The 20,805-nt window shown below is 62.1% G+C and carries 11 protein-coding genes and 2 pseudogenes; 1 reads left to right on the forward strand and 12 read right to left on the reverse strand.

Annotated elements, in window-relative coordinates; translation table 11 throughout:
• Positions 1-39 precede the first annotated feature (39 nt).
• Complete coding sequence (locus tag NVV94_RS03425) at positions 40-915, forward strand: SDR family oxidoreductase (protein ID WP_258445853.1); 876 nt, start codon at positions 40-42, stop codon at positions 913-915.
• Between the two features lie 72 nt (positions 916-987).
• Here the strand turns inward: NVV94_RS03425 and NVV94_RS03430 are convergent, their stop codons facing one another.
• From NVV94_RS03430 to NVV94_RS03485, 12 genes and pseudogenes are all read right to left on the reverse strand, one after another.
• On the reverse strand, positions 988-2,568 hold the full coding sequence (locus NVV94_RS03430; RefSeq protein ID WP_258445854.1) for a hypothetical protein: 1,581 nt from the start codon (positions 2,566-2,568) through the stop codon (positions 988-990).
• A 252-nt stretch (positions 2,569-2,820) separates the two neighbouring features.
• A pseudogene (locus tag NVV94_RS03435) lies at positions 2,821-3,024 on the reverse strand (IS30 family transposase); the annotation flags it as partial.
• A 258-nt stretch (positions 3,025-3,282) separates the two neighbouring features.
• Positions 3,283-3,561 (reverse strand): hypothetical protein, encoded by a 279-nt coding sequence (locus NVV94_RS03440; RefSeq protein WP_258445855.1) that lies wholly within the window; start codon positions 3,559-3,561, stop codon positions 3,283-3,285.
• A gap of 111 nt (positions 3,562-3,672) precedes the next feature.
• Positions 3,673-3,876, reverse strand: a pseudogene (locus NVV94_RS03445) (transposase); the annotation flags it as partial.
• Positions 3,877-4,030: 154 nt separating this feature from the next.
• On the reverse strand, positions 4,031-4,312 hold the full coding sequence (locus NVV94_RS03450; RefSeq protein WP_258445856.1) for a hypothetical protein: 282 nt from the start codon (positions 4,310-4,312) through the stop codon (positions 4,031-4,033).
• A gap of 1 nt (position 4,313) precedes the next feature.
• The gene (locus NVV94_RS03455) at positions 4,314-11,654 is read right to left on the reverse strand and encodes a DUF637 domain-containing protein (RefSeq protein ID WP_258445857.1); all 7,341 of its coding nucleotides are present in this window, start codon (positions 11,652-11,654) and stop codon (positions 4,314-4,316) included.
• 23 nt (positions 11,655-11,677) lie between these two features.
• Positions 11,678-13,390, reverse strand: coding sequence for a ShlB/FhaC/HecB family hemolysin secretion/activation protein (locus NVV94_RS03460; protein ID WP_258445858.1), 1,713 nt, complete (start codon positions 13,388-13,390; stop codon positions 11,678-11,680).
• Between the two features lie 685 nt (positions 13,391-14,075).
• The gene (locus tag NVV94_RS03465; protein WP_258445859.1) at positions 14,076-15,227 is read right to left on the reverse strand and encodes an acyl-CoA dehydrogenase family protein; all 1,152 of its coding nucleotides are present in this window, start codon (positions 15,225-15,227) and stop codon (positions 14,076-14,078) included.
• An 18-nt stretch (positions 15,228-15,245) separates the two neighbouring features.
• On the reverse strand, positions 15,246-16,334 hold the full coding sequence (locus NVV94_RS03470; RefSeq protein ID WP_258445860.1) for an enoyl-CoA hydratase/isomerase family protein: 1,089 nt from the start codon (positions 16,332-16,334) through the stop codon (positions 15,246-15,248).
• 2 nt (positions 16,335-16,336) lie between these two features.
• Complete coding sequence (gene mmsB / locus NVV94_RS03475) at positions 16,337-17,227, reverse strand: 3-hydroxyisobutyrate dehydrogenase (RefSeq protein WP_258445861.1); 891 nt, start codon at positions 17,225-17,227, stop codon at positions 16,337-16,339.
• Positions 17,228-17,317: 90 nt separating this feature from the next.
• The gene (locus tag NVV94_RS03480) at positions 17,318-18,826 is read right to left on the reverse strand and encodes a CoA-acylating methylmalonate-semialdehyde dehydrogenase (RefSeq protein WP_258445862.1); all 1,509 of its coding nucleotides are present in this window, start codon (positions 18,824-18,826) and stop codon (positions 17,318-17,320) included.
• Positions 18,827-18,908: 82 nt separating this feature from the next.
• A complete protein-coding gene (locus NVV94_RS03485; RefSeq protein WP_309304279.1) occupies positions 18,909-20,621 on the reverse strand; it encodes an AMP-binding protein in 1,713 nt (570 codons plus the stop codon).
• Between the last annotated feature and the right edge of the window lie 184 nt (positions 20,622-20,805).

Genomic DNA, 20,805 nt, shown 5'->3' on the forward strand with positions numbered 1-20,805 from the left:
AGTGCGCAAGCCAGAAAAACAAGTAACTGGAGAACGACAATGCAGATCTGCGAGAACCGCGTAGTGATCATCACCGGCGCCGGTGGCGGTTTGGGTCGCGCCTACGCGCTGGCCTTCGCGGCCGAAGGCGCCAAGATCGTGGTCAACGATATCAACAGTGAAGCGGCGCTGGCCGTGGTCGCTGAAATCCAGGGACAGGGCGGTGTGGCGGTTGCCAACAGCAACGACATCACCCGCTACGACGATGCCGCGCTGATCGTGCGCCAGGCCATCGAGACCTTCGGTGACCTGAATGTGGTGGTCAACAACGCCGGCATCTGCCGCGACCGCATGTTCGCCAGCCTCACCGAAGCCGATTGGGATTCGGTCATGGCCGTGCACCTCAAGGGCCATTTCTGCATCGCCAGCCATGCCGCGCGCTACTGGCGCGAGCAGGCCAAGGGCGGTGCCAAGCTGAGTGCGCGCATCATCAACACCAGCTCCGGGGCCGGCTTGCAGGGTTCCATCGGCCAGTCCAACTATGCCGCCGCCAAGGGTGGTATTGCGGCCCTGACGTTGGTGCAGGCCGCTGAACTGGGCCGCTACGGGATTACCGTCAACGCCCTGGCCCCGGCCGCACGCACCGGGATGACCGAGCAGGTTTTCGCCGATGCGATGAAAAAGCCGGAGGAGGGTTTCGACTACTTCGCCCCGGAAAACGTCGCGCCGCTGGTGGTCTGGCTGGGCTCGGAGGCTTCCCAGGCGGTCAATGGGCAGATGTTCGAGGTCGAAGGTGGCAAGTTGTCGATTGCCGATGGCTGGCGTCGAGGGCCGGAGCTGGACAACCAGGGGCGCTGGGCGGTGGGCGAGGTCGGTGCGGCTGTGGAGCAGCTGATGGCTCGGGCGGTCCCTGCGCAGAAAGTCTATGGCAGTTGATTGAAGTTTTTCGCCGGTATGGCGAGCCGCGCCGCCCGTGAGGGCAGCGCGGCTTTTTACTTTTACCCGGGGCTACTTTTCAGTCAGGCGTGGCTGTTCGCTCGCAGCGTTTGCGCCTTTGTCCCAGAGCGCGACCAGGCCACCGAAGGTGCCGACATAGGCAGTGCCATCCGGCGCCAGGGTGATGGGCGACCAATTATTGTCAAAGGCCTGGCCCACGCCGCTCAGGGCCTTGAATTGGGTTTTGCCGCTTTCGAAGTCCAGCGCCATCAGGTACCAGGCGTTCTCGCCTTCGGGCTGCGGCTCGTAGGTGTAGAAGTAGACCAGGCCGTTGGCCACCGACAGCTTGGGCACCACCGACGGCGAACGCTCGGCCGACTGCCAGACAAGGTCACACCCCGATTCGTCTTCGCGGATGTCGACACGGCTGATGCCCCCGCTGACCGCCTGCCAGTCCTTCTGCGCGAAGGCGCTGGTATAGCCGTGGTTGTTCTCGAGAATGATCGAGCGACCCCAGCCGATCGCTGAGTTGTCGGTCGCCGAGGCGCCTTTGCCGAACACCGGTATCTTGCAGATCAGACGGTCACCGGCAAAATTCTGCTCGCGACGATAGACCAGCAGGTTGATGCGCTCGTCGCTGTTGTCGGTGATGGTCACGTAGCGGCTGCCGAGCAGGGTCGGGGTGGTGCCGCTACCCTGATTGATGGCCCCGACCTTGCGCGCGGTACCCCGGTCGTAGGCTTCGCGCCAGCCTTGCACCGGCTTGCCGTCGGCATCGGCGGCGAAGCGGTACATGGCGTGGTCGGACACCAGATAGACGCCGTCGGCGGCGACCGACAGGCCATTCTGGATTTCTTCGCCGACCAATTGGCTGCCCTGGACCTGACCGGTGTGCGGGTTCAGCGTGCCGATGCGGCCACGCCGGGTTATCCACCAGATCAAGCCCTGGTGATCGGGCATGACCCCGGTGATGGGGTCGCACTCGCCTTTTGGAAACCAGGCGGTAGGGCGTGCGCAGTCGTGCGGGACCTTGTCGCTGAGGTCCCAGCTGTCGACTTCTTCGAAGACCCAGCGGCCTGTGCTGTCCTGGCGATGAGCGATGCGCTGGATGTGCTGTTCGGCATCGGCGATGACCACGCGATCCTGCTCATCAACATAGAAATAGGCGCCGGAGGTGTCGGCCATGATCTTGTCCGGGTCCAGGGTAATCAACGCATGGAAGGTGGACGGTCGCGGCGGCAGCGGGTAGCGCGCCAGCAGCTTGAGGGTGCGTGGCTCGAGCAACTGCAGCTCGAACTGCATCAGGTTGGCACACAGCACCACCAACCGGCCTTGGCTATCGAACGTGTGAATCGGACACATGCCGCCCGGCTTGCGGCTGCCGTCGCGGCTGTTCACCTGCATTTCCCGCCCCAGTGGCCCTGGGCCCGGGTGCGAGTCGGAGCTATAGCCATCGGCGTGCATGTAGCTGCTGCCGTTGGCGGCCATATACGGATTGGCGGGAATCGCACCGGTTAGCGGGTGGGCCGTGGCGGCGGCACCGATCAGCGCGGGTGCATTGCTCTCACTGGCCAGCGGCACGGGGTCATGCGGTTCGGAACAGGCGCTGAGCACGCCGAGCAGGGGCAGGGCAATCAGGAGTGGAGCACGCATCGAGGCCTCGCGATTTTATTGCTGGAAGGTTGTACGCAATACGCAATAAGCCGCAGCCGTGCCGTGCGGGCATCGGCTATTTGGACTAGCCATGCCAGGGCTTGGTGATGCCGGTGGGCGCTGTGTAAAAATCGGACGGCCTGCATGGGGAGGGCATCTTGTTTTTGTGTGGTGCAATTCAAGCTGCCGACCCATGCAGGTCACTTCAATTCCTATATTCTTGGGCAGTTGCATAAGCCGAGTGCAACACGGTTAATGAATTGAAGACGGCGCAGCATGATGGGTACTCATCACTTCTGTAATAACTTCAATTGGGCACTCGAAGCCAAAGCGTTTGTGAGGGCGCATATTGAGTTCGTATGCGATGGCGTCCAGCACCTCCTGACTGTGTATCGACAGGTCCGTGCCTTTGGGCAAGTACTGGCGAATCAAGTCATTGATACTCTCATTGCTGCCGCAAACCACCTTCAGTGTGTTTTCATACAATCTGCCCAGCTGATCTTCCCCCTCCAGTGCTGACCTACTTCCACCAAATACATAATTACCTTTTTCCAGATCATGACGCTTTAAACCTAGCCAAGCCTTGAGAAATCGTGGTCTGTCCCCTATTTCCTCTATTTCCTTGTCCCCTATTTCCTAATTATAGCGGGCAGATCACGACTGACCGACATTAAAAAACCGTGATCTGTCCCGATTACTATCTAATTTCAAATTTTATATATCTAAAAAAAACACAACTACATATAAAAATAACGCAAAACCGGCCAGCGCTGCTCGCCATTCGGGGTTTGCATCCTTACTCAGCCCTCCAGGAGCTATAGCAACCCTTCCACCTCTTAAATAATTATAAACACCCTGAGCAAACCATAGCTGGACCATCAGAATAGTAAAAAACCTTTTCCAACTCCCATCATATCGAGCAAAGCAATTCACCAAAGAAGCAAGAGCCAACGCCCCCCCCAAGAAAAAATCTATATTTATATAAAAAACCATTCATTTAATCCGCCTTAAATATTTCACCTGCCTTATCGACTAGTGTATCCCAAACACCCGCAACTCCCAAAACATTAGTAATGGCGGTTGCAGGAGCTGAGTGCAACACAGTTATTGAGTTGAAGGCGGCGCAGCATGATACATATCCATCACTTCTGTAATCACTTCAATCGAGCACTTGAAGCCGAAGCGTTTGCGAGGGCGAATATTGAGTTCGTATGCGATGGCGTCCAGCACGTCCTGACTGTGTATTGACAGATCCGTGCCTTTGGGCAAGTACTGGCGAATCAAGTCATTGATATTCTCATTGCTGCCGCAAACCACCTTCAGTGTGTTTTCATACAATCTGCCCAGCTGATCTTCCCCCTCCAGTGCTGACCAATTTCCGCCAAATACATAGTTACCATTAACAAACGCTTATATCTGAAAATATTTCCCTCGACATATAATGCTTGAAGCCAAATAAAATTTAGAATTCCAAAAAAAAGACTACCAGATAAACCAGTAAGGCGACACTTGCCAATATAGCCCGCCATACTGGATCTGCATCCTTCTCTAGCCCGCCCGGACCAATAGATACTCTTCCCCCTTTTAAATATCCGTAGATAGCCTGAGCAAACCACAACTGCACCACTAAAACAGTAAAGAACTTCTTCCAATCTCCACCGAATCTATAGAAGCAACTTGCCAGAGAAGCAGCAATCAGCACCCCGCCAAGAAAATTACTATACTTATGCAAAGCCTTGATCATATCAATCCGCCTTAAGCAGTTCTTTGGAACTATCGAAAAGTTTATTCCATGCCCCTGAAACACCCAATGCATTCGACACTTTTAAAGCATCACCTGCTGACATTCCTCTGGCAATGGCATAACGCTCAAATCCATCACTTAATATAGCGGTAGTTGACACCTTAGCAAGATCGCTTTTTAAATACCCGGATAGAAATGATGCAATTGTCGAACCACTCGACATCCCTGCAGATACCCCTCCAGTAGTGACGATTGCCCCTGCACTCAAAGCAGTTCCAAGATCCTCAATCATCTTTGTATCTGCGGCTTTAATCCAGCGCAGAGTGTTCGCATCACCGAAATCAATATTTGCACCTGTTGCTATACACTCGGCATTTCCACAAGACAGGAACCGGGGGCTATAAAAAACTCCTTCGATAGCAACGGGCACTCTGTAGCCACCATTTTCGTCCAAAGGATAGCCTGTCAGTCGATCCCTATTGCCAGTACCATTCTGAGCATATTTCGACCAGTCAGGCTGAGTTAGTGATGAAAAACCAGTCTCTGCCTCAAGAGTCCAAGTGTACGCATCGGTGCTCTGTTTTATATAGGCAATAATCTCTTTGTCTGCATCATTGAGGTTCTGAACAAAATTATTATCGCCCAAGGATATCCAATTACCATCATGGTCATAGATGCCTTCAGACTTAACCACCATATCGGTAGCTGGTGTAATATTCGTGCCCTTTATAGAAGATAGTCGGAGCTGTGCCGCTATTTCTTCGATGCTATATTTCCCGCCGCTCTCCTCAGCTAACTTGCGAGCCAATGCCTTCTCATCTGAGTGCAACTGTCTATTATAACGCTCGGCATTCCCCGCAATCCAACTTCCAGTCGCAGGGTCCCCGCCGCCAAGGGATCCAGCAAGAATACCGATTATCTGCGCTGCACCAACCTTGAATTGATCATCCGTGGCAAACCGCGCATCCAGGTATTTGCCCAGCGCATCAGTTGTGGCCTGCGTCAGGCCTTCGGTCGCAGCGCCTGCCAGAGCGCCCGTCGTGAAGTCCCCACCCTTCGCAGCCGACAGCGCACCACCCAGCAGTGCATGCATCAGGATTTTTGAAGCCGTACCTGGATCAACTTTCAAGTACTCGGCCAGATCACCCACTTGCTTGTTACCAAACGCAGCCGCTAAATCGAGCCCCTCCGATACCAGCGCAGTGCCCAGGTTATCCTTCAGGCTCCCGCCGTTGATGGCGGTGTTGATTCCCCCCGAAACCAGTACATGCGCACCGCTCCGCAATACGTTCTGACTGACGGTGTTCCAGTCCAACAGGCTCGATGAGAAGCCGGGATTATTGATTCCATTGCCATTGAGGATCAGCGCACCGTTCGTTTGCCAGCCCGAAACGTAACTGTCCAGGCCGTTCAAGGCGTACCCCGTCGCCCATTGAGTGGCATACCCTTTGATTGCATCACTACTGGTTGCAGCTTTGAAGCCCGCGCCAATGTCGCCGCCACCGTTGATCGTGCCCACCACGAAATTGCTGACGAGGGCTCCGCTCAAGGGACCAATGACCATACTGGCCACAATCGCAATGATGAGTGCCGGCGCGGCACCTAATCCTGAGTTTTCATATTTCCAGCTGTCGTGCACCTCTTTCACCAGACGCCAATCCACTTGGCCGTTCGCCTCGGCTTGCTTGATCCAGGCCAGTTGAGGCTCGGCCTCAACCATTGCATCAATCGCTTGGCTCACCGTCTGCTGATTGATTTCCTTTACATCTATCGTGACCTTGCCCGCAGCGCGAATCGCTAACTGCCCTTGCGCAAACATCTCTGTTTGTCGCAGCGTTTCATCGGTGCTGCCAATTCCCTTGGCACTGTTCCAAGCGAGGTCGCCCTTACTCTTCTCATGACTCTCCTGACGCAGATCCTTCACCCCCTCAAAGGTGATACTGCCGCCACTCTCCATGGTCAGGTCCTGGCCACTCTCCAGCTTCGCCACCTGGTAGCGCTGATCACCGCCACTCACGAGGGTCAGGTCACCGCCGCTCTTGATCTCGCTGCCGACATGGGTGAGTTGGGTGACTTCGTCGCGCTGGGTTTGCTTGCTGCCCCAGCCGCCGTTTTTCTGCAGGTCGTACAGCGTGTAGTCGCTGTTCTGTTCGGCGAGCAGGTTCAGGTGGTTGCCGGTGTAGATGTAAGCCTCGTCACCGGCGCTGATGTGGCTGGCGATCAGGGTGGTGTCGCGGCCAGCGATGCTGAGCACGCTGCCGCCCGCGCTGAATTGCGCGGCCTGCTGGCGGGTGTGGTTGTCTTCTTCGTGGAGGCGTTTCTTGCCGTCCTTGCTGCGGGTTTCGACGTTGTGTTCGTCGCCGGCGGACGCCAGGGTGATGTCGCGGGCCGCACTGGCGTTCAGGTCGCCTTCGGCCGTGGCGCGGCTGGCGACGAGGTTCAGGTCGCGGCCGGCTTCCAGGCTGAGGTTGCCGCCGCTGGTGACGCTGGAGCCGAGGTTTTTCACCTCCGTGGTGATGCTGTAGCGGTGGCCGCCGTTCTCGCTGGTGTGGGTCTCGCTGGCGTCGGTGACCGCCAGCAGGTTGAGGTCACGGCCGGCCGTTAGGCTGGCGTCGCCAGCGCTGCTGATCTGGCTGAGGTGTTTCAGGTCGCGGCCGGCACTCATCCGCAATTGGTCGCCGGCGCTGATCCGGCCGCCCGCGTCCACCAGGGTGCGCATCCCGGCGCCCTGGCTGACCTGGATGGCGCTGCGGTCGTTGATGATGTCGCCCTTGAGCGCGGTCAGGCTGACCTGGTTGGCGCGGATCTCGCCGGCCATGGCGTTGCGGATCGTGTCTTGCGCCAGCAGCGTGAGGCGTTCGTTGGCTTCGCTCAGGCCGCCCTGGAACAGGCTGCCGCCGGCGATGGCGCTAAGGTCATGGCTGGCGCGCAGGGTGCCGACGGTGGTCAGGTCGCCGCCGGCGATCAGGTTGAGGTCGCGGCCCTGGATCAGGCTGCCGCCACGCACGTTGCGCGATTCGGCCTGGGCCAGGTACAGCACCGGGGCCAGGACCTTCTGCCCCTCCACCACGCGCGCTTCCATCCAGACGATGTCGTGGGTCAGGGCCGCGACCTGTTCGGCGCTCAGGCTGACCCCCACGCTGAGGTTCAGGGCGCGCTTGCTGGCCAGGGCGTTGTCCATCAGGTAGCGGTACTGTTCGTCATCGCTGGTCAGGCCGGCGGCGAGGAAGCGCTGGCCGGTCCGGGCCAGCACGGCGTCGCGGATCAGGCGGGTTTCATAGTGGCCGTTGCCGAGGCGGCGCCAGGCAGCGTCGCTGTTGAAGTTGAGCTTGCCCAGCAGGTAGTCGGAACTCATGAAGTTCGGCAGCTGGGTGAAGCTCGGGTTGGTTTCGATCAGGTAACGGCCTTGCGGGCTCGGGTTGCGAACGAACAGACCGTATTCGCCCCTGGGCAGGCGGAAGCTCGACAAGGCGGTCGGGTCGATAGCGGCAAAGGGCACGCCGCTGAAGTCCACGGGCACGAAGCTGACCTGAATCGCGCCATCGGCGTCGACCCGTTCGATGCGCTGTACGTCCTTGGGCGCCTGGGCAGTGGTGCCGCTGCTCTGTTTGTTGAGGGTGATGTTGAGGCCGCCGACCTTCGCGCCGGTCTGGTCGTTGCCCAGCGTTCCGGTCAGCTGGGCATAGGTGTTGTCGTGCAGGGTGCCGTTCTGGAGGGTCTCGGCGACGTTCAGGTTGACACGCCCACCGGCCTGCAACGTGGCGGCGTAGACGGTGTTGCCGTTCTCGTTCCAGGTGGTGACATCGCTCATCAGGCTGAACAACGGCCCCTCGGAGCGTGCGACCAGTTCCTCGAAGCGGGCCTCGTCGAATTGGCCGGCGGCGACGGCGGCGTTGAAGGCCGGGACGTCGACGTACTCCATCTGGTCCCAGTCGGCGGTGGGGATTCTGCCCGGCGTACCGATTTCCACGATGTGGGTGCCGGAGCGCGAAGCGGCACCCTGGTTGAGCAGGCGGGTGGCGCTGATGTCGAGATTGCCGTTGGCGGCCAGTAGGCTGTAGCGGTTCTCGACGCGCCCGGCCTGGATGGAAAGGTTGCCGCCGGCGACCAGGCGCGAGGAGGGCGAGTCGGCGAGCACTTGCTCATCGAAGACTCTGGTGATGGTGATCAAGCCGCGCTTGAACGAGTCGTGCCCGCCGCAGTGCTGGCCACACACCCAACTCAAGGTGGCGCCCCCCAACCCTTTGCGGATCTGAAAGTCGGCCTTGGCGTTCTCCAGGCTCATGGCCTTGAGGTCCATGTTCCCTTCGCTTTCGAGGGTGCCGGACAGGTTGCTGAAGGATGCCGCCTGGCCGCCATCGAGGGCCGCAAAGCTGAGGTCGCCGCGGCTGTAGATATCGCCGTAGTCGTTGCTCAGGCTGTTGCCACGCAGCGCCATCGCCCCGCCACTGAACAGCAGGGTGTCTGCCGCATTGTTGATGCCGTTCGCCGCACTGAGGCTGACCTGGCCCAGCGCGCCGAGCGTGCCGCGATTGTCGATGCGCAGTGCCGACGCCGTGAGGTTGCGGTTGGCGACCAGTCGACCGAGGTTGTCCAGGTTGCCGCGCAGCGTCAGTTGGGTGTCGCCGGCGCTGGCCAGCCGACCATTGTTCTGGCTGAGGTTGTTGGCATTGACGGTCAGTTGCTGTTGCGCCGAAATCAGGCCGCTGTTGACCAGGTCCCCGCCAAGGGTAACGGCGAGGTTGCCGTCACTGAGCAGTTCGCCGGCGTTGCTCAGGCTGGCGGCGTTCACGTTCAAGCCGGTGGCGCTGGCGATGCGCTCGCCGACGCCCAGGGCGAGTGCCTGGCTGCTGGTGTAGGTCAACGCCCCATTGAGCTGCCAGCGCCCGACGCGGTTGACACTGCCCACCGTCCAGTTGCCGCTGCCCAGGCCAATAAGGCTGCCCTGGCTGCCTGCCAGGCTGGCAAGGTTCAGGCTGAACAGCCCTTGCCCGGCGTGCTGGGCCCGCCCGGCGATGTTGTTCAACTGACGGGCCTTGAGGTTGAACGCACGGCTGCCGATGTCGATCTTGCCGCCCTGGTTGTTCAGGTCACCGAGCAACTCGATCCGGCTCAAGTCGCCAGCCAGCGCCCGAACCTGGCCCCCGGCGCTGTTGTCGAGACTGCCACCGGTCAGTACCAGTTTATTGCCGGCTTCGATCAATCCGCCCTGATTGAGTACCCGGGTACCGGCAGCGAGCACCAGATCATTGCCACTGAGTTCACCACCGGCACGGTTATCCAGGGTCGAGCCGTCGAAGGTGATGCGGGTCTTGCCGAAGATCTTGCCGGCCTGGTTGGTCAGCCTGGCAATGGTCAGCTTGAGCTCACCCACCACGCTGGAGATCAGCCCGGCCTTGCCATCCAGGGCGCTGTTTTGCACGTCGCCGGCATGTACCGTGAGGCTGTCGCCCTGAAGCGTGCCGCCCTGGTTTTCCAGGGTGCCGGCGCCGAGTTCAAGTTCGGCGTGACCGCCGTTGGCCAGCATGAAGCCGTTCTGGTTCTGCACGGTGCTGCCGGTGATGAGCAAGCCGTCAGCGCCGGCGTTGATCTGGCCCTGGTTGCGGTTGTCGACAGTATCGGCCTGGATGTCCACGCGCTTGCCGCGCAGGGTGCCGCCCTGGTTGAGCAGCGCTTTGCCGGTCAACGTCAGTTGGGTTTTAGCCTGGACCTTGCCGTTGGCATTTTCGAGTTTTTCGGCGGCCTGGAGTCTGGCCTGGCCCTTGCCTGCCGCGATCAAGCCCGCCTGGTTGCCGATCTGGTCTGCCATGATGTCCAGGCTGTCGGCAATGATCGTGCCGTTGGCGTTGTTCAGCTCGCGGGCCACCAGCTTGAAGCTGCCATCGGCCACTTCAATGCGCCCCTGACGGTTGTCGAGGCTGTCGAGCGAAACGTCGGCGGCCTGGCCATCGCCAAAGCGAATCAAGCCCTGCAGGTTGATGACTGCCGGGGTGTTGAGCACCAGGCTGGTTTCGCCACGAATGCGTGCAGCCGGGCCCTGGTTGACCAACCTGGCTGCACGCAGGTGCACGGCATTGGCCTGGAGTACGCCGGCCTGGTTGTCGAGCAGCGGCCCGGCCTGCACCTGCAGCGTGCGGCTGGCGACAATGCTGCCGCTGTTGCTCAATGCCTGGCTGTCTAGCGTGACATCGCCGCTGGCGTTGCGGCTGTTGTCGGCATTGACGCCTGCCTCGATGACGCCCTGGTTGGTCAATTGGCCCTTGGCGGTCAGGACGACCTTGTCCCTGGCCACCAGGCTCTGCCGGTTGACCAGTTCCGCGGCGGTTTGCACGTGCAGTTGCGTCCCGGCATAGACCGGCCCCCGGGCATCGAGGCTGGCAGCCTTGACGTCGATGGCCGTGCTGGCACTGACCTTGGCCAGGGTCAACTTGCCGTTGGCATCGATCTGAATGTCCCCGGCACTGGCGGCCAGGTTGCCGTCCAGCTTCACACCGACACCGTGTTCGGTGCCCACCAGGCGGATCGCACCGACATGCATCCCGCCCAGGGCCGAGCTGTCGATGGCCAGGTGCGGCTTGGCGCTGCCGTCTTCGGCACGGGCGATTACGCTGAGGTTATCGGCACCGACGTCATTGCGCCCGGTGATGACGTTGAGCTTTTTCGCATAGAGATCAGCGTTGATTCTGGCGCTGCGGGTGATCAGGTCGAACTGGTCGATCTTGCTCGCATCGAGCCCGGCACCTTCGATGGCGATGTCGCCGCCATCCACTGCAAAGCGGTCCAGCCGGCCGTTGTCGATGATCGGTTTGCCCGTGCTCAAGGTCACCCGTGGCGTGTTGATGAAGCCACAGCCATTGCAGGTGATGCCGTGAGGGTTGGCGACGATGACCCGCGCCGCTTGCCCCGCGACTTCGGTGTAGCCGTTGAGCTGGCTGCGGTTGCTGCCGGTGACTTCGTTGAGGATCGTCGCCGCTGCCTGGCCCCTGAGGTTGGGGTTGCCGAGGATGATGCCGCCCAGCTCCGTCGCCTGGGTGCGGGCGGTGGCGTTGTTGAGGATCAGCCCATTGGCACCGACGTTGTAGTCCTGGAACTGGTTGTGCGAAAGCCCGCTGGCATTGGGCGCGGCGATGTTGACGATGGGGACGCCATTGGCAGCCTGGTCGATCCCGGTGCCCGGCCCGCTGATCGCGATAGCTTCGGCCTGCACCAGCAACGGCTGCCAGAACATGGCATTGGCCAGGATCAGCGCGATACCGCGCTTGGGCATTCCCCAAAAGCGTTCACGCGAAACAAGGGCCGCCGAAGGTTGGCGTGCCAGGAAGGCAAATTGACGGGCGTCCATGTCAAAGTCTCGAAACGTGGGGCTTAAAGAAAGAAATCCAGGCGGAAATAGATAGGCGCTTCGCGCTCGGTCAGTGCATCCGGCCGTTCCAGAGAGTGGGCAAAGGTCACGCTGGCGGCCAGGTAGCGGCCACGGGCGAACAGCTCCAGCGAGTTGCTGGAAACCCGGCCATGCTGGTCGCCGTTGTAGCGGTCGCCGCGAATCACACCCTGGTCGTAACCGAGGCTGCTGCCGTATTCGGCCAGTACCGGGCGCAGCCAGTCCCAGGTCACGGGGCGGGCCCAGCGCAGTTCGTTGCGCCAGTAGCCGCCGCTGTCCCCGGACAGTGCCTGGTCCTTGTAACCGCGCACCGAGGCTTGCCCGCCCAGGCTTATGCGCTGCGGGCTGTAGAGCACGTCTTCGCTGCGCTGGCCGGTGGCCAGGCTGGTGAAGCCGAAGGACTCGCCCAGCAGCTGAAAGCTTTGCAGGTAGCTGAGGGTGGCGGTGTACTTGCGATAGCGCGCAGTCGCCTTACCGGGGCCCGGATGACCATCGCCCTGGGCATCGAAGGCGCCGATGCCGTTCTGCAGACCCAGGTCAAGGTTGACGAAGGCATTGCCGATACGCCGACCGTGGTTGATGCCGAACTGGGCTTCGCTGATCCGGTTGCTGCTCAGGCGCAGCCGGTTTTGCTCAACGAAGTTGTTGGTGCGCAGCCAGGACAGCCCGGCGTTGAGCGCGGTTTTGCTGACGGCATCGCGATGGATCACCCGCTCGGCCTGCAGCTGGTGATTCTGGCTGTCGCCGGTCTGTTTGAAGTCAAAGCCGTTGGCCTGGGCCAGGGAGCGGTACTCGCTTTGGCTGTAGGTGTAATTGAAGTTCCACCAGCCCCAGGGCAGGTTGTAATACAGCAGGGCATTGTTGGAGCCATGCTGATGGTCGCTCTGGGCATCATGCCCGCCGCGCATTACCAGCTGATCGGCCAACCCCAGCGGGCTGTCCCAGTCCAGGCCAGCGCCCCACTGCTGCTCGCCGGTGCTCTGCTGGCCGCCGTTGCTGCGCGACAGCGAGGCGCGCCAGGGCTTTTGCGCGGCGTTCTTGACCCGCACATTGCTGCCGCCGACGGCGTCACCGGGGGTCAATTCCACCTGTGCCTTGTTGGACGGCAGGCGGTTGAGCTGGTCCACCAGTTGCTCGATCTCGCGCAGGTTGAGCAGCTCGCCCGTGCGGCCGGGAAAACTCATCGCCAGTTCCCGGGCCGACAGGCCACTGCCCTCGGCCCCCTCAAGGCGCTCGAGTTTGCCTTCGACCACCCGCACGCTCAGCTGACCGCTGGACAGCTCCTGCGGCGGCAGGTAGGCGCGGCTGGTCACCAGGCCTTTGGCAATGTAGTGATCGGTGATGACCTTGAGCAGTTCGTTGAGCTGGGCAACCTCCAGGCATTGCCCGGCATAGGGCCGGGTCAGGCGCTCACGGGCAGCGGGTTGCAGACTGTCGGCGCCCTTGAGCTCGATGGTCTTGATCAAAAGACAGTCGGTGTTGATGGGCGCGGCAGGTGCACTGGGGGCCGATGCCTTGCCGGGCAGCTCCTTGAGCTCTTCGAGTCGGCGCTGCTGCTCCTCGAGCAGGCGGTTCTGCCGGTCGCGGATCAGGTCCTGATCACCGGGTGTCGGCGCGGCCGCCACGTGGCTGATTGCCCCGAAAAATAGCACGGACACCCACACACTCACCCTCGTCCCTGGGCCGAGTAACGCCATGATCAATCCTTGGAAATATCCGCAAGAGGAAAAAAGAGGCGCGATATTGATGTGCCATTATTGCGGCGTCAATTTGCCGTCTTCCGATCGGCGTGCAGGAATTCTCCGAGAGTGGTCAGGCGTGAAGCCTGCGTGAGAAATTGGAGTGACGTTATCAGCGCTAACCGGCCCGGGCCAAAACGATCTAAAAAAGCCCGCCCGCCGCGTCGGACTTTTGCTAAAGTAAAGGTGTAGGTGAAGACGCAGACTGATGCGCAAGAAGGATAGCGAGGAAGCGAGGGGCACGTTCCTTAGGGTGCACGGCCAGATTGATTCAGGCCCCGATAGCCGTGTGAAGCAGAAGAACACAGGTTCTTCCTGTCAGAAGCCCAGTAAACCTTGTAAGCCGGAAACCAGCACCGGCCACCTACACCTGAACTCTCCCCAAAGCCCGCCCAGTGCGGGCTTTCTTATTTGTGCAATGCCTACTCCTGCTTTGCTCCTTGTAATGTCGAAACCCATTCGTTGGCCACAAAGTGGACCGACGGCAGGGTGGTGCTTGAACGTCAAGGACCGAGGGTTCCTCAAACATCATAAGGACCCAGTCGACCTTGCAGAGATTAACGATGAGAAGAGAAAGAAAAGTCGGCATTGCTGAAAATGATGCGGGCCAGCCGGACGCAGCGGGCGCGTCCGGCCGGAGGGCTCAGAGCACGTAGTGGACCAGCTCGCGGGCGATCAGCAGGCGCTGGACCTCGCTGGAGCCTTCGTAGATCTGAGTGATGCGCGCGTCGCGGTAGTAACGCTCCACCGGGTAATCCTCCAGATAGCCGTAGCCGCCATGGATTTGCATGGCACTGGAGCACACGCGCTCGGCCATTTCCGAGGCGAACAGCTTGGCCTGGGAGGCTTCTGACAGGCACGGTTGCCCGGCGCTTTTCAGGCGTGCGGCATGCAGTACCAGCAGGCGGGTGGCGTTGAGCCGGGTGTGCATGTCGGCGAGCAGGTTGGACACGCTCTGGTGCTCGATGATCGGCTTGCCGAACTGGACGCGCTCGCGGGCATAGCCGAGGGCGGCCTCGAAGGCGGCGCGGGCGATGCCCAGGGCCTGGGCGGCGATGCCGATGCGGCCGCCTTCCAGGTTGGACAGGGCAATGGCCAGGCCCTTGCCGCGTTCGCCCAGCAGGTTGGCCTCGGGGATGGTGCAGTTGTTCAGGGTCACCGCGCAGGTATCGGAGGCCTTGATGCCCATCTTGTGTTCGCTGCGGTCGACCACGAATCCGGGATTGTCGGTCGGCACCAGGAAGGCCGACAGGCCCTTCTTGCCCAGCTCCGGGTCGGTGACGGCGAAGACGATGGCCAGTTTGGCGCGCTTGCCGTTGCTGACGAACTGCTTGGCGCCGTTGAGTACCCACTGGCCGTCGCGCAGCTCGGCGCGGGTGCGCAGGTTGTGCGCTTCGGAGCCGGCCTGGGGCTCGGTCAGGCAGAAGCAGCCGATCGCTTGGCCACTGGCCAGAAGCGGCAACCAGCTGTCTTGCTGCGCGGGGGTGCCGTATTTCAGCAAGGGGCCGCAGCCCACTGAGTTGTGGATGCTCATCAGCGCACCGAGGGCACCGTCGCCGGCGGAGATTTCTTCCACCGCCAGGGCGTAGGCCACATAGTCGGTGTAGCTGCCGCCCCAGGTGTCCGGTACCACCATGCCCAGCAGGCCCAGCTCGCCCATCTGCGCCACCACGGCATCATCGATCCAGCCGGCCTTCTCCCAGGCCTGTGCATGCGGGCCGACTTCGCTGCGGGCGAAGTCGCGCGCCATGTCGCGGATCATGCGTTGTTCTTCGGTCAATTCGATATCGTGCATTGCGGAGTCTCCTGCCGATCAGGCGGTGCGTACGGGCTTGCCGGAGGCGGGGCGAAAGTCGTTGAAGAAGGCCTGAACCCGCGCAGGTACCAGCTCCGTCAGGGTTGGCGGGTTCCAGCGGGGGTTCTTGTCCTTGTCGATGATCAGGGCGCGTACGCCCTCCATCAGGTCGCCCTTGTCGAACCACTGATAGTCCAGGTGCAACTCCAGGGCGAAACAGTCGGAGAGGGTCAGGTAACGACCACGGCGCAGCAGCTCCAGCGTCGCGGCCATCGCCAGCGGCGAGCGACTGTCGAGCAGCTTGACCGTCTGCTCGGCCCAGTCGCGCAACTCGGGACGCTCCTCGCGTTGCAGCGCGGTGCGAATGGCCGGGACATCGGGCAGGGCGAAATATTCGTCGATCGCCTGGCGATAGGCCTTGAGCTCCGACCCCGCAATACGCTCAGTGGCAAGGCCGGTGAGCAGGTCTTGCAGGTCTTCGTCGGGCGCAGCGGTCCAGTTCAGGTGATCGAGGGCGGCATCCAGCTCGGCCAGCCGTTCGCTGGGCAGGCAGTAGTCGGCAAGGTCGGCATAGAGGGCATCGGCGGCACGTACTTGGCAGCCGGTGATCCCCAGGTAAATCCCCAGCTCACCCGGCAGGCGCGGCAGGAAATAGCTGCCGCCGACATCGGGGTAAAAGCCGATGCCGACTTCCGGCATGCCCATGCGCGTGCGCTCGGTGATCACCCGCAGCGAAGCGGCCTGGGCCAGACCCATGCCGCCGCCCAGGACGAAACCATCGAGCAGTGCCAGCACCGGCTTGGTGTAGCCGTGCAGGTACTCGTCGAGGGCATATTCCTCCTCGAGGAACAGCTCGTGCTGGTTGTCGCCGGCCTTGTGGCTGTCGTACAGCCTGCGGATGTCGCCACCGGCACAAAAGGCTTTTTCCCCTGCGCCGCGAATGGTCACGGCGACGATTTCAGGGTCCTGTTCCCAGGCCCACAGGTGCCGGCACAGCAGGCGCACCATGGGCAGGTCCAGGGTGTTCAGCGCGCTCGGCCGGTTCAGCGTCAGGTGGCCGACGCGGTTACGCACACTGGCCAGCACCGGGGCTTGCTGCTCGCTCATGCTCAGGCTTCTCCACGGAACAGGTTGATGATGGCGGAGAAGTCCAGGCTGCCGTTACCTTGCAGGCTGAAGGTCTGGTACAGCTGCTGGGCGGCAGCACCGAGCACTACCGGCTGACGCGCATGCCTGGCCGCTTCGGTGGCGAGGCCGAGGTCCTTGAGCATCAGGTCGGTGCCAAAGCCGCCGCTGTATCCACGCGAGGCCGGCGCGTTCTCCAGTACGCCCGGGAACGGGTTGTTGATTTCCGAGCTCCAGCAGCGGCCGCTGGAGGTATTGATGATCCCGGCCAGCACCTTGGCGTCCATGCCCAGGGCTACACCCAGGGCCATGGCTTCGGCGACGCCGACCATGGAGATGCCGAGCAGCATGTTGTTGGCGATCTTGGCCACCTGACCGTTGCCGATAGCGCCGCAGTGGACGATGTTCTTGCCCATGGCCGAGAGGATCGGTAGCGCCTGGTCGTACACTTCGACCGAGCCGCCGACCATGAAGGTCAGGGTGCCGGCCGCTGCGCCGCCGGTGCCGCCGGACACCGGGGCGTCCAACATCGGGTTGCCCTGGGCGTCGGCTTGGGTGGCCACTTCGCGGGCGCTCAACGGGTCGATGGTGGAGCTGTCGATCAGCAGCACGCCCGGCTCGACGTTGGCCAGCAGGCCGTCCGTGCCGAGGTAAACCTGCTTCACGTGGCCGGCGGTTGGCAGCATGGTGACGATGGCGTCGACCTTGGCCTTGGCCACGGCAGCCGGTGAGGCGGCGGCGCTGGCGCCGGCCTCGACCAGGGCAGCGACTGCCTGGGGAAAGGGGTCGAAGACGGTCAGGCTGTGGCCAGCCTTGAGCAGGTTGCGGGCCATTGGGCCGCCCATGTTGCCGAGGCCGAGAAATCCGATATGCATGATGGCTACCTTTTGCGATGGGGGATCAACGGTGCAGGAAAGTCGGCACACGCTTGCAGTCGGCCGGCGCCAGGCGCCGGCCGGCAGAGGTCATTTCAGGGTGATGGTGGTATTCACCGCGCCGCTGGTGTCGTCTTCGTCGAACCAGCGTTGGGTGACCGTCTTGGTCTGGGTGTAGAAGGTCACCACTTGCTTGCCGTAAGGGCCCAGGTCGCCCAGCTTGGAAGCGCGCGAACCGGAGAAGGAGAACAGCGGGACCGGTACCGGGATTGGCACGTTGATGCCCACCTGGCCGACGTCGATCTCTTCCTGGAAGTGACGGGCGGCCGCGCCGGAGCGGGTAAACAGGGCGGTGCCGTTGCCGTTCGGGTTGGCGTTGATGATCTCGATCGCCTCGTTCAGGTTGGCGGCGTGCATCACGCACAGCACCGGGCCGAAGATTTCCTCGCGGTACACGGACATTTGCGGGGTGACACCGGAGAAGATGGTCGGGCCGACGAAGTTGCCGTCCTGGTAGCCTGGTACGCTCGGGTTGCGTCCATCCAGTTCGAGCTTGGCGCCTTCCTCGATGCCGCTGGCGATCAGACTGCTGATGCGGTCCAGGGCGGCGCAGGAGATCACCGGGCCGATGTCGGTACCCGGCTCGGTGCCGCCATTGATCTTCAGGGTCTTGGTCCGCTCGATCAGGTCGGGCAGCCAGGTCTGCGCTTCACCGACCAGGATCACCACCGGCAGGGCCATGCAGCGCTGGCCGGCGGCGCCGAAGGAGGCGCCCAGCAGGTTGTTCAGGGTCTGTTGCTTGTTGGCATCGGGCAGGACGATGGCGTGGTTCTTGGCGCCCATCATGCACTGCGCGCGCTTGCCATTCTGGGTGGCACGGTTGTAGACATGGGTGCCGACCTTGGTCGAACCGACGAAGGACACGGCCTTGATGTCCGGGTGGTCGCAGATCAGGTTCACCGCGTCGACGCCGCCGTGGATGACGTTGAGCACGCCCTTGGGTACACCGGCTTCCAGGGCCAGTTCGACCAGGCGCATGGTCACCAGCGGATCTTGCTCGGACGGCTTGAGGACGAAGGTGTTGCCGGTGGTGATGGCCATCGGGAACATCCACAGCGGGATCATCGCCGGGAAGTTGAACGGGGTGATACCGGCGCACACGCCCAGCGGCTGCAGCAGGGTGTAGGTGTCGACGCCGTTGGCGACGTTGTTGGCCAGCTCGCCCATCTGCAGGTTGCCGATGGCGGCGGCGTGCTCGACCACTTCCAGGCCGCGGAACACATCACCTTCGGCATCGGGCAGGGTCTTGCCCTGTTCGGCGGTGAGCAGGGCGGCCAGTTCCTTGATGTTTTCGCGGATCAGTTGCTGGTACTTGAGGAAGATCCTGGCGCGGGCGCCGATCGGGGTCTTGCGCCAGGTCTTGAAAGCTTCCTTGGCGCTGGCCACGGCGGCGTCCATTTCCTCGGCGGTGGCGAAGGGCACGCGGGCCAGGACTTCCTGGGTGGCCGGGTTGACCACATCGCGCCACTGGGTGGTGCGCGACTCGACGAATTCGCCGTTGATGAGGAGCTTGACGCTTGGAATGCTGGAAGAGGTCATTTACGGGTCCTGCCTGCTTTCGTGGGTTCGAGTGAGGCCTCTCGGCGGGGTTGGCCGAGGGGCGGGTTTGATTCAGGTCGTTTCAGCCCTTGAGCTGCGGGAAGTCTTCTTCGAAGTACTCCTGCGCGCCGCGCGCTTCGCCCTGGCGGCGCTGCACTTCCATTTGCCGCAGTTCCACCCGGCGGATCTTCCCGGAGATGGTCTTGGGCAGTTCGCTGACGAACTCGATGCGCCGCACCCGCTTGTAGGGCGCCAGGTGCTCGCGGGCGAAAGCGAGGATGTTGCCGGCCAGTTCAAGGTTGCCGATGGCTTCATGGGCCAGGATCAGAAACGCCTTGGGCACGGCCAGGCGTACCGGGTCGGGGCTTGGCACCACGGCCACTTCCATCACTGCCGGATGCTCGATCAGCGCGCTCTCCAGTTCGAAGGGGCTGATGCGGTAGTCGGACGCCTTGAACACGTCATCGGCGCGGCCGACGAAGGTGATGTAGCCGTCCTCGTCGATCTGGGCGGTGTCGCCGGTACGGTAGTAGCCGTCACGCATCACTTCGGCGGTCTTTTCCGGGCTGTCCTCGTAGCACAGCATCAGGCCGAGCGGACGCACGTCCAGCGGCAGGGCCACTTCGCCTTCGTTGCCGGGCATGCCGTCGGGGTCGAGCATGGTCACCCGGTAGCCTGGCAGCGGACGGCCCATGGAACCGGGCTTGAGCGGCTGGCCGGGGGTGTTGCCGACCAGGGCAGTGGTTTCCGACTGGCCGAAGCCGTCGCGCAGCAACAGGCCCCAGGCGTGCTGGATCTGCTCGATGATCTCCGGGTTGAGCGGCTCACCGGCGCCCACCAGTTCGCGCAGGCGCAGGCGCTCCTTGTAACTGGCCAGGTCTTCCTGGATCAGCATGCGCCACACGGTGGGCGGCGCGCACAGGCTGGTGACGCCGTAGCGTTCGAGTACGCCGAGCAGCGCCGGGGCGCTGAAGCGCGCGACGTTGTGGATAAAGATGCAGGCGCCGGCGTTCCATGGCGCGAAGAGGCAGCTCCAGGCATGCTTGGCCCAGCCCGGTGAAGAGATGTTCAGGTGCAGGTCGCCCGGTTGCAGGCCGATCCAGTACATGGTCGAGAGGTGGCCGACCGGGTAGCTCTGGTGGCTGTGCAGCACCATTTTCGGCTTGGAGGTAGTGCCGGAGGTGAAGTACAGCAGCATCGGGTCGGTGGCCAGGGTGCGGCCTTCGGCTTCGAACTGCTCGGAGTATTCGCTGGCGGCGCTGTGCGGGGTCCAGTCGGCTGGCGCCGGGCCGACGCAGATGCGGCTGCAGCCTTCGCCCAGGCCGACGAACTTGTCCACATGGGCGCTGCCGACCACCAGGTGGCGAACCTGGCCGCGCTCGATGCGGTCGCTCAGGTCATCGGGGGTCAGCAGGGCGGTGGCGGGGATGACCACGGCGCCGAGCTTGAAGGCGGCCAGCATGGTTTCCCACAAGGCGACGTCGTTACCGAGCATCAGCAGGATGCGCTCGCCGCGGCGTACACCCAGGGCGCGCAGGTGGTTGGCTACCTGGTTGGAGCGCGCGGCCAGCTGCTGGAAGCTGTAGCGCTGCTCGCTGCCATCTTCTTCGACTATCCACAGGGCGTTGGCCTGGTTGCCCTCGGCCATGGCATCGAAGTAATCCAGCGCCCAGTTGAACTCGCTCAGTTGCGGCCAGCGGAAATCACGCACGGCAGTGGCGTAATCGGTGCGGTGGGCCAGCAGGAAGTTGCGAGCGGCGAGGAAGGGGCCGGCGGCAAGCAGGGATGGTTTCACGGTGGGTGCCCTTGTTTATTTTTGTCGGGACTGGCCTGGTTCATGACCAGGCGGTTGAGCCGAGTATAGGCAGGCGCAAATCAAATAAGAACACGCAAATAATCCGGTGCGTTGTGCAAAAAAGTCATAGGTGGAGTTCCACTTCGGCCGGGAAAAATGCACAAGGCGGGTGCCGCCCGCACCG

Origin of the sequence: Pseudomonas sp. LS1212 (assembly GCF_024741815.1) — a bacterium.
GTDB lineage: Bacteria > Pseudomonadota > Gammaproteobacteria > Pseudomonadales > Pseudomonadaceae > Aquipseudomonas.

Coding starts and splice junctions, on each gene's coding strand:
- NVV94_RS03430 (WP_258445854.1), bottom strand. CDS start 2,568: ATGCGTGCTCCACTCCTGATTGCCCTGCCCCTGCTCGGCGTGCTCAGC.
- NVV94_RS03455 (WP_258445857.1), bottom strand. CDS start 11,654: ATGGACGCCCGTCAATTTGCCTTCCTGGCACGCCAACCTTCGGCGGCC.
- mmsB (WP_258445861.1), bottom strand. CDS start 17,227: ATGCATATCGGATTTCTCGGCCTCGGCAACATGGGCGGCCCAATGGCC.
- NVV94_RS03450 (WP_258445856.1), bottom strand. CDS start 4,312: ATGATCAAGGCTTTGCATAAGTATAGTAATTTTCTTGGCGGGGTGCTG.
- NVV94_RS03440 (WP_258445855.1), bottom strand. CDS start 3,561: ATGGTTTTTTATATAAATATAGATTTTTTCTTGGGGGGGGCGTTGGCT.
- NVV94_RS03470 (WP_258445860.1), bottom strand. CDS start 16,334: ATGAGCGAGCAGCAAGCCCCGGTGCTGGCCAGTGTGCGTAACCGCGTC.
- NVV94_RS03425 (WP_258445853.1), top strand. CDS start 40: ATGCAGATCTGCGAGAACCGCGTAGTGATCATCACCGGCGCCGGTGGC.
- NVV94_RS03465 (WP_258445859.1), bottom strand. CDS start 15,227: ATGCACGATATCGAATTGACCGAAGAACAACGCATGATCCGCGACATG.
- NVV94_RS03460 (WP_258445858.1), bottom strand. CDS start 13,390: ATGGCGTTACTCGGCCCAGGGACGAGGGTGAGTGTGTGGGTGTCCGTG.
- NVV94_RS03480 (WP_258445862.1), bottom strand. CDS start 18,826: ATGACCTCTTCCAGCATTCCAAGCGTCAAGCTCCTCATCAACGGCGAA.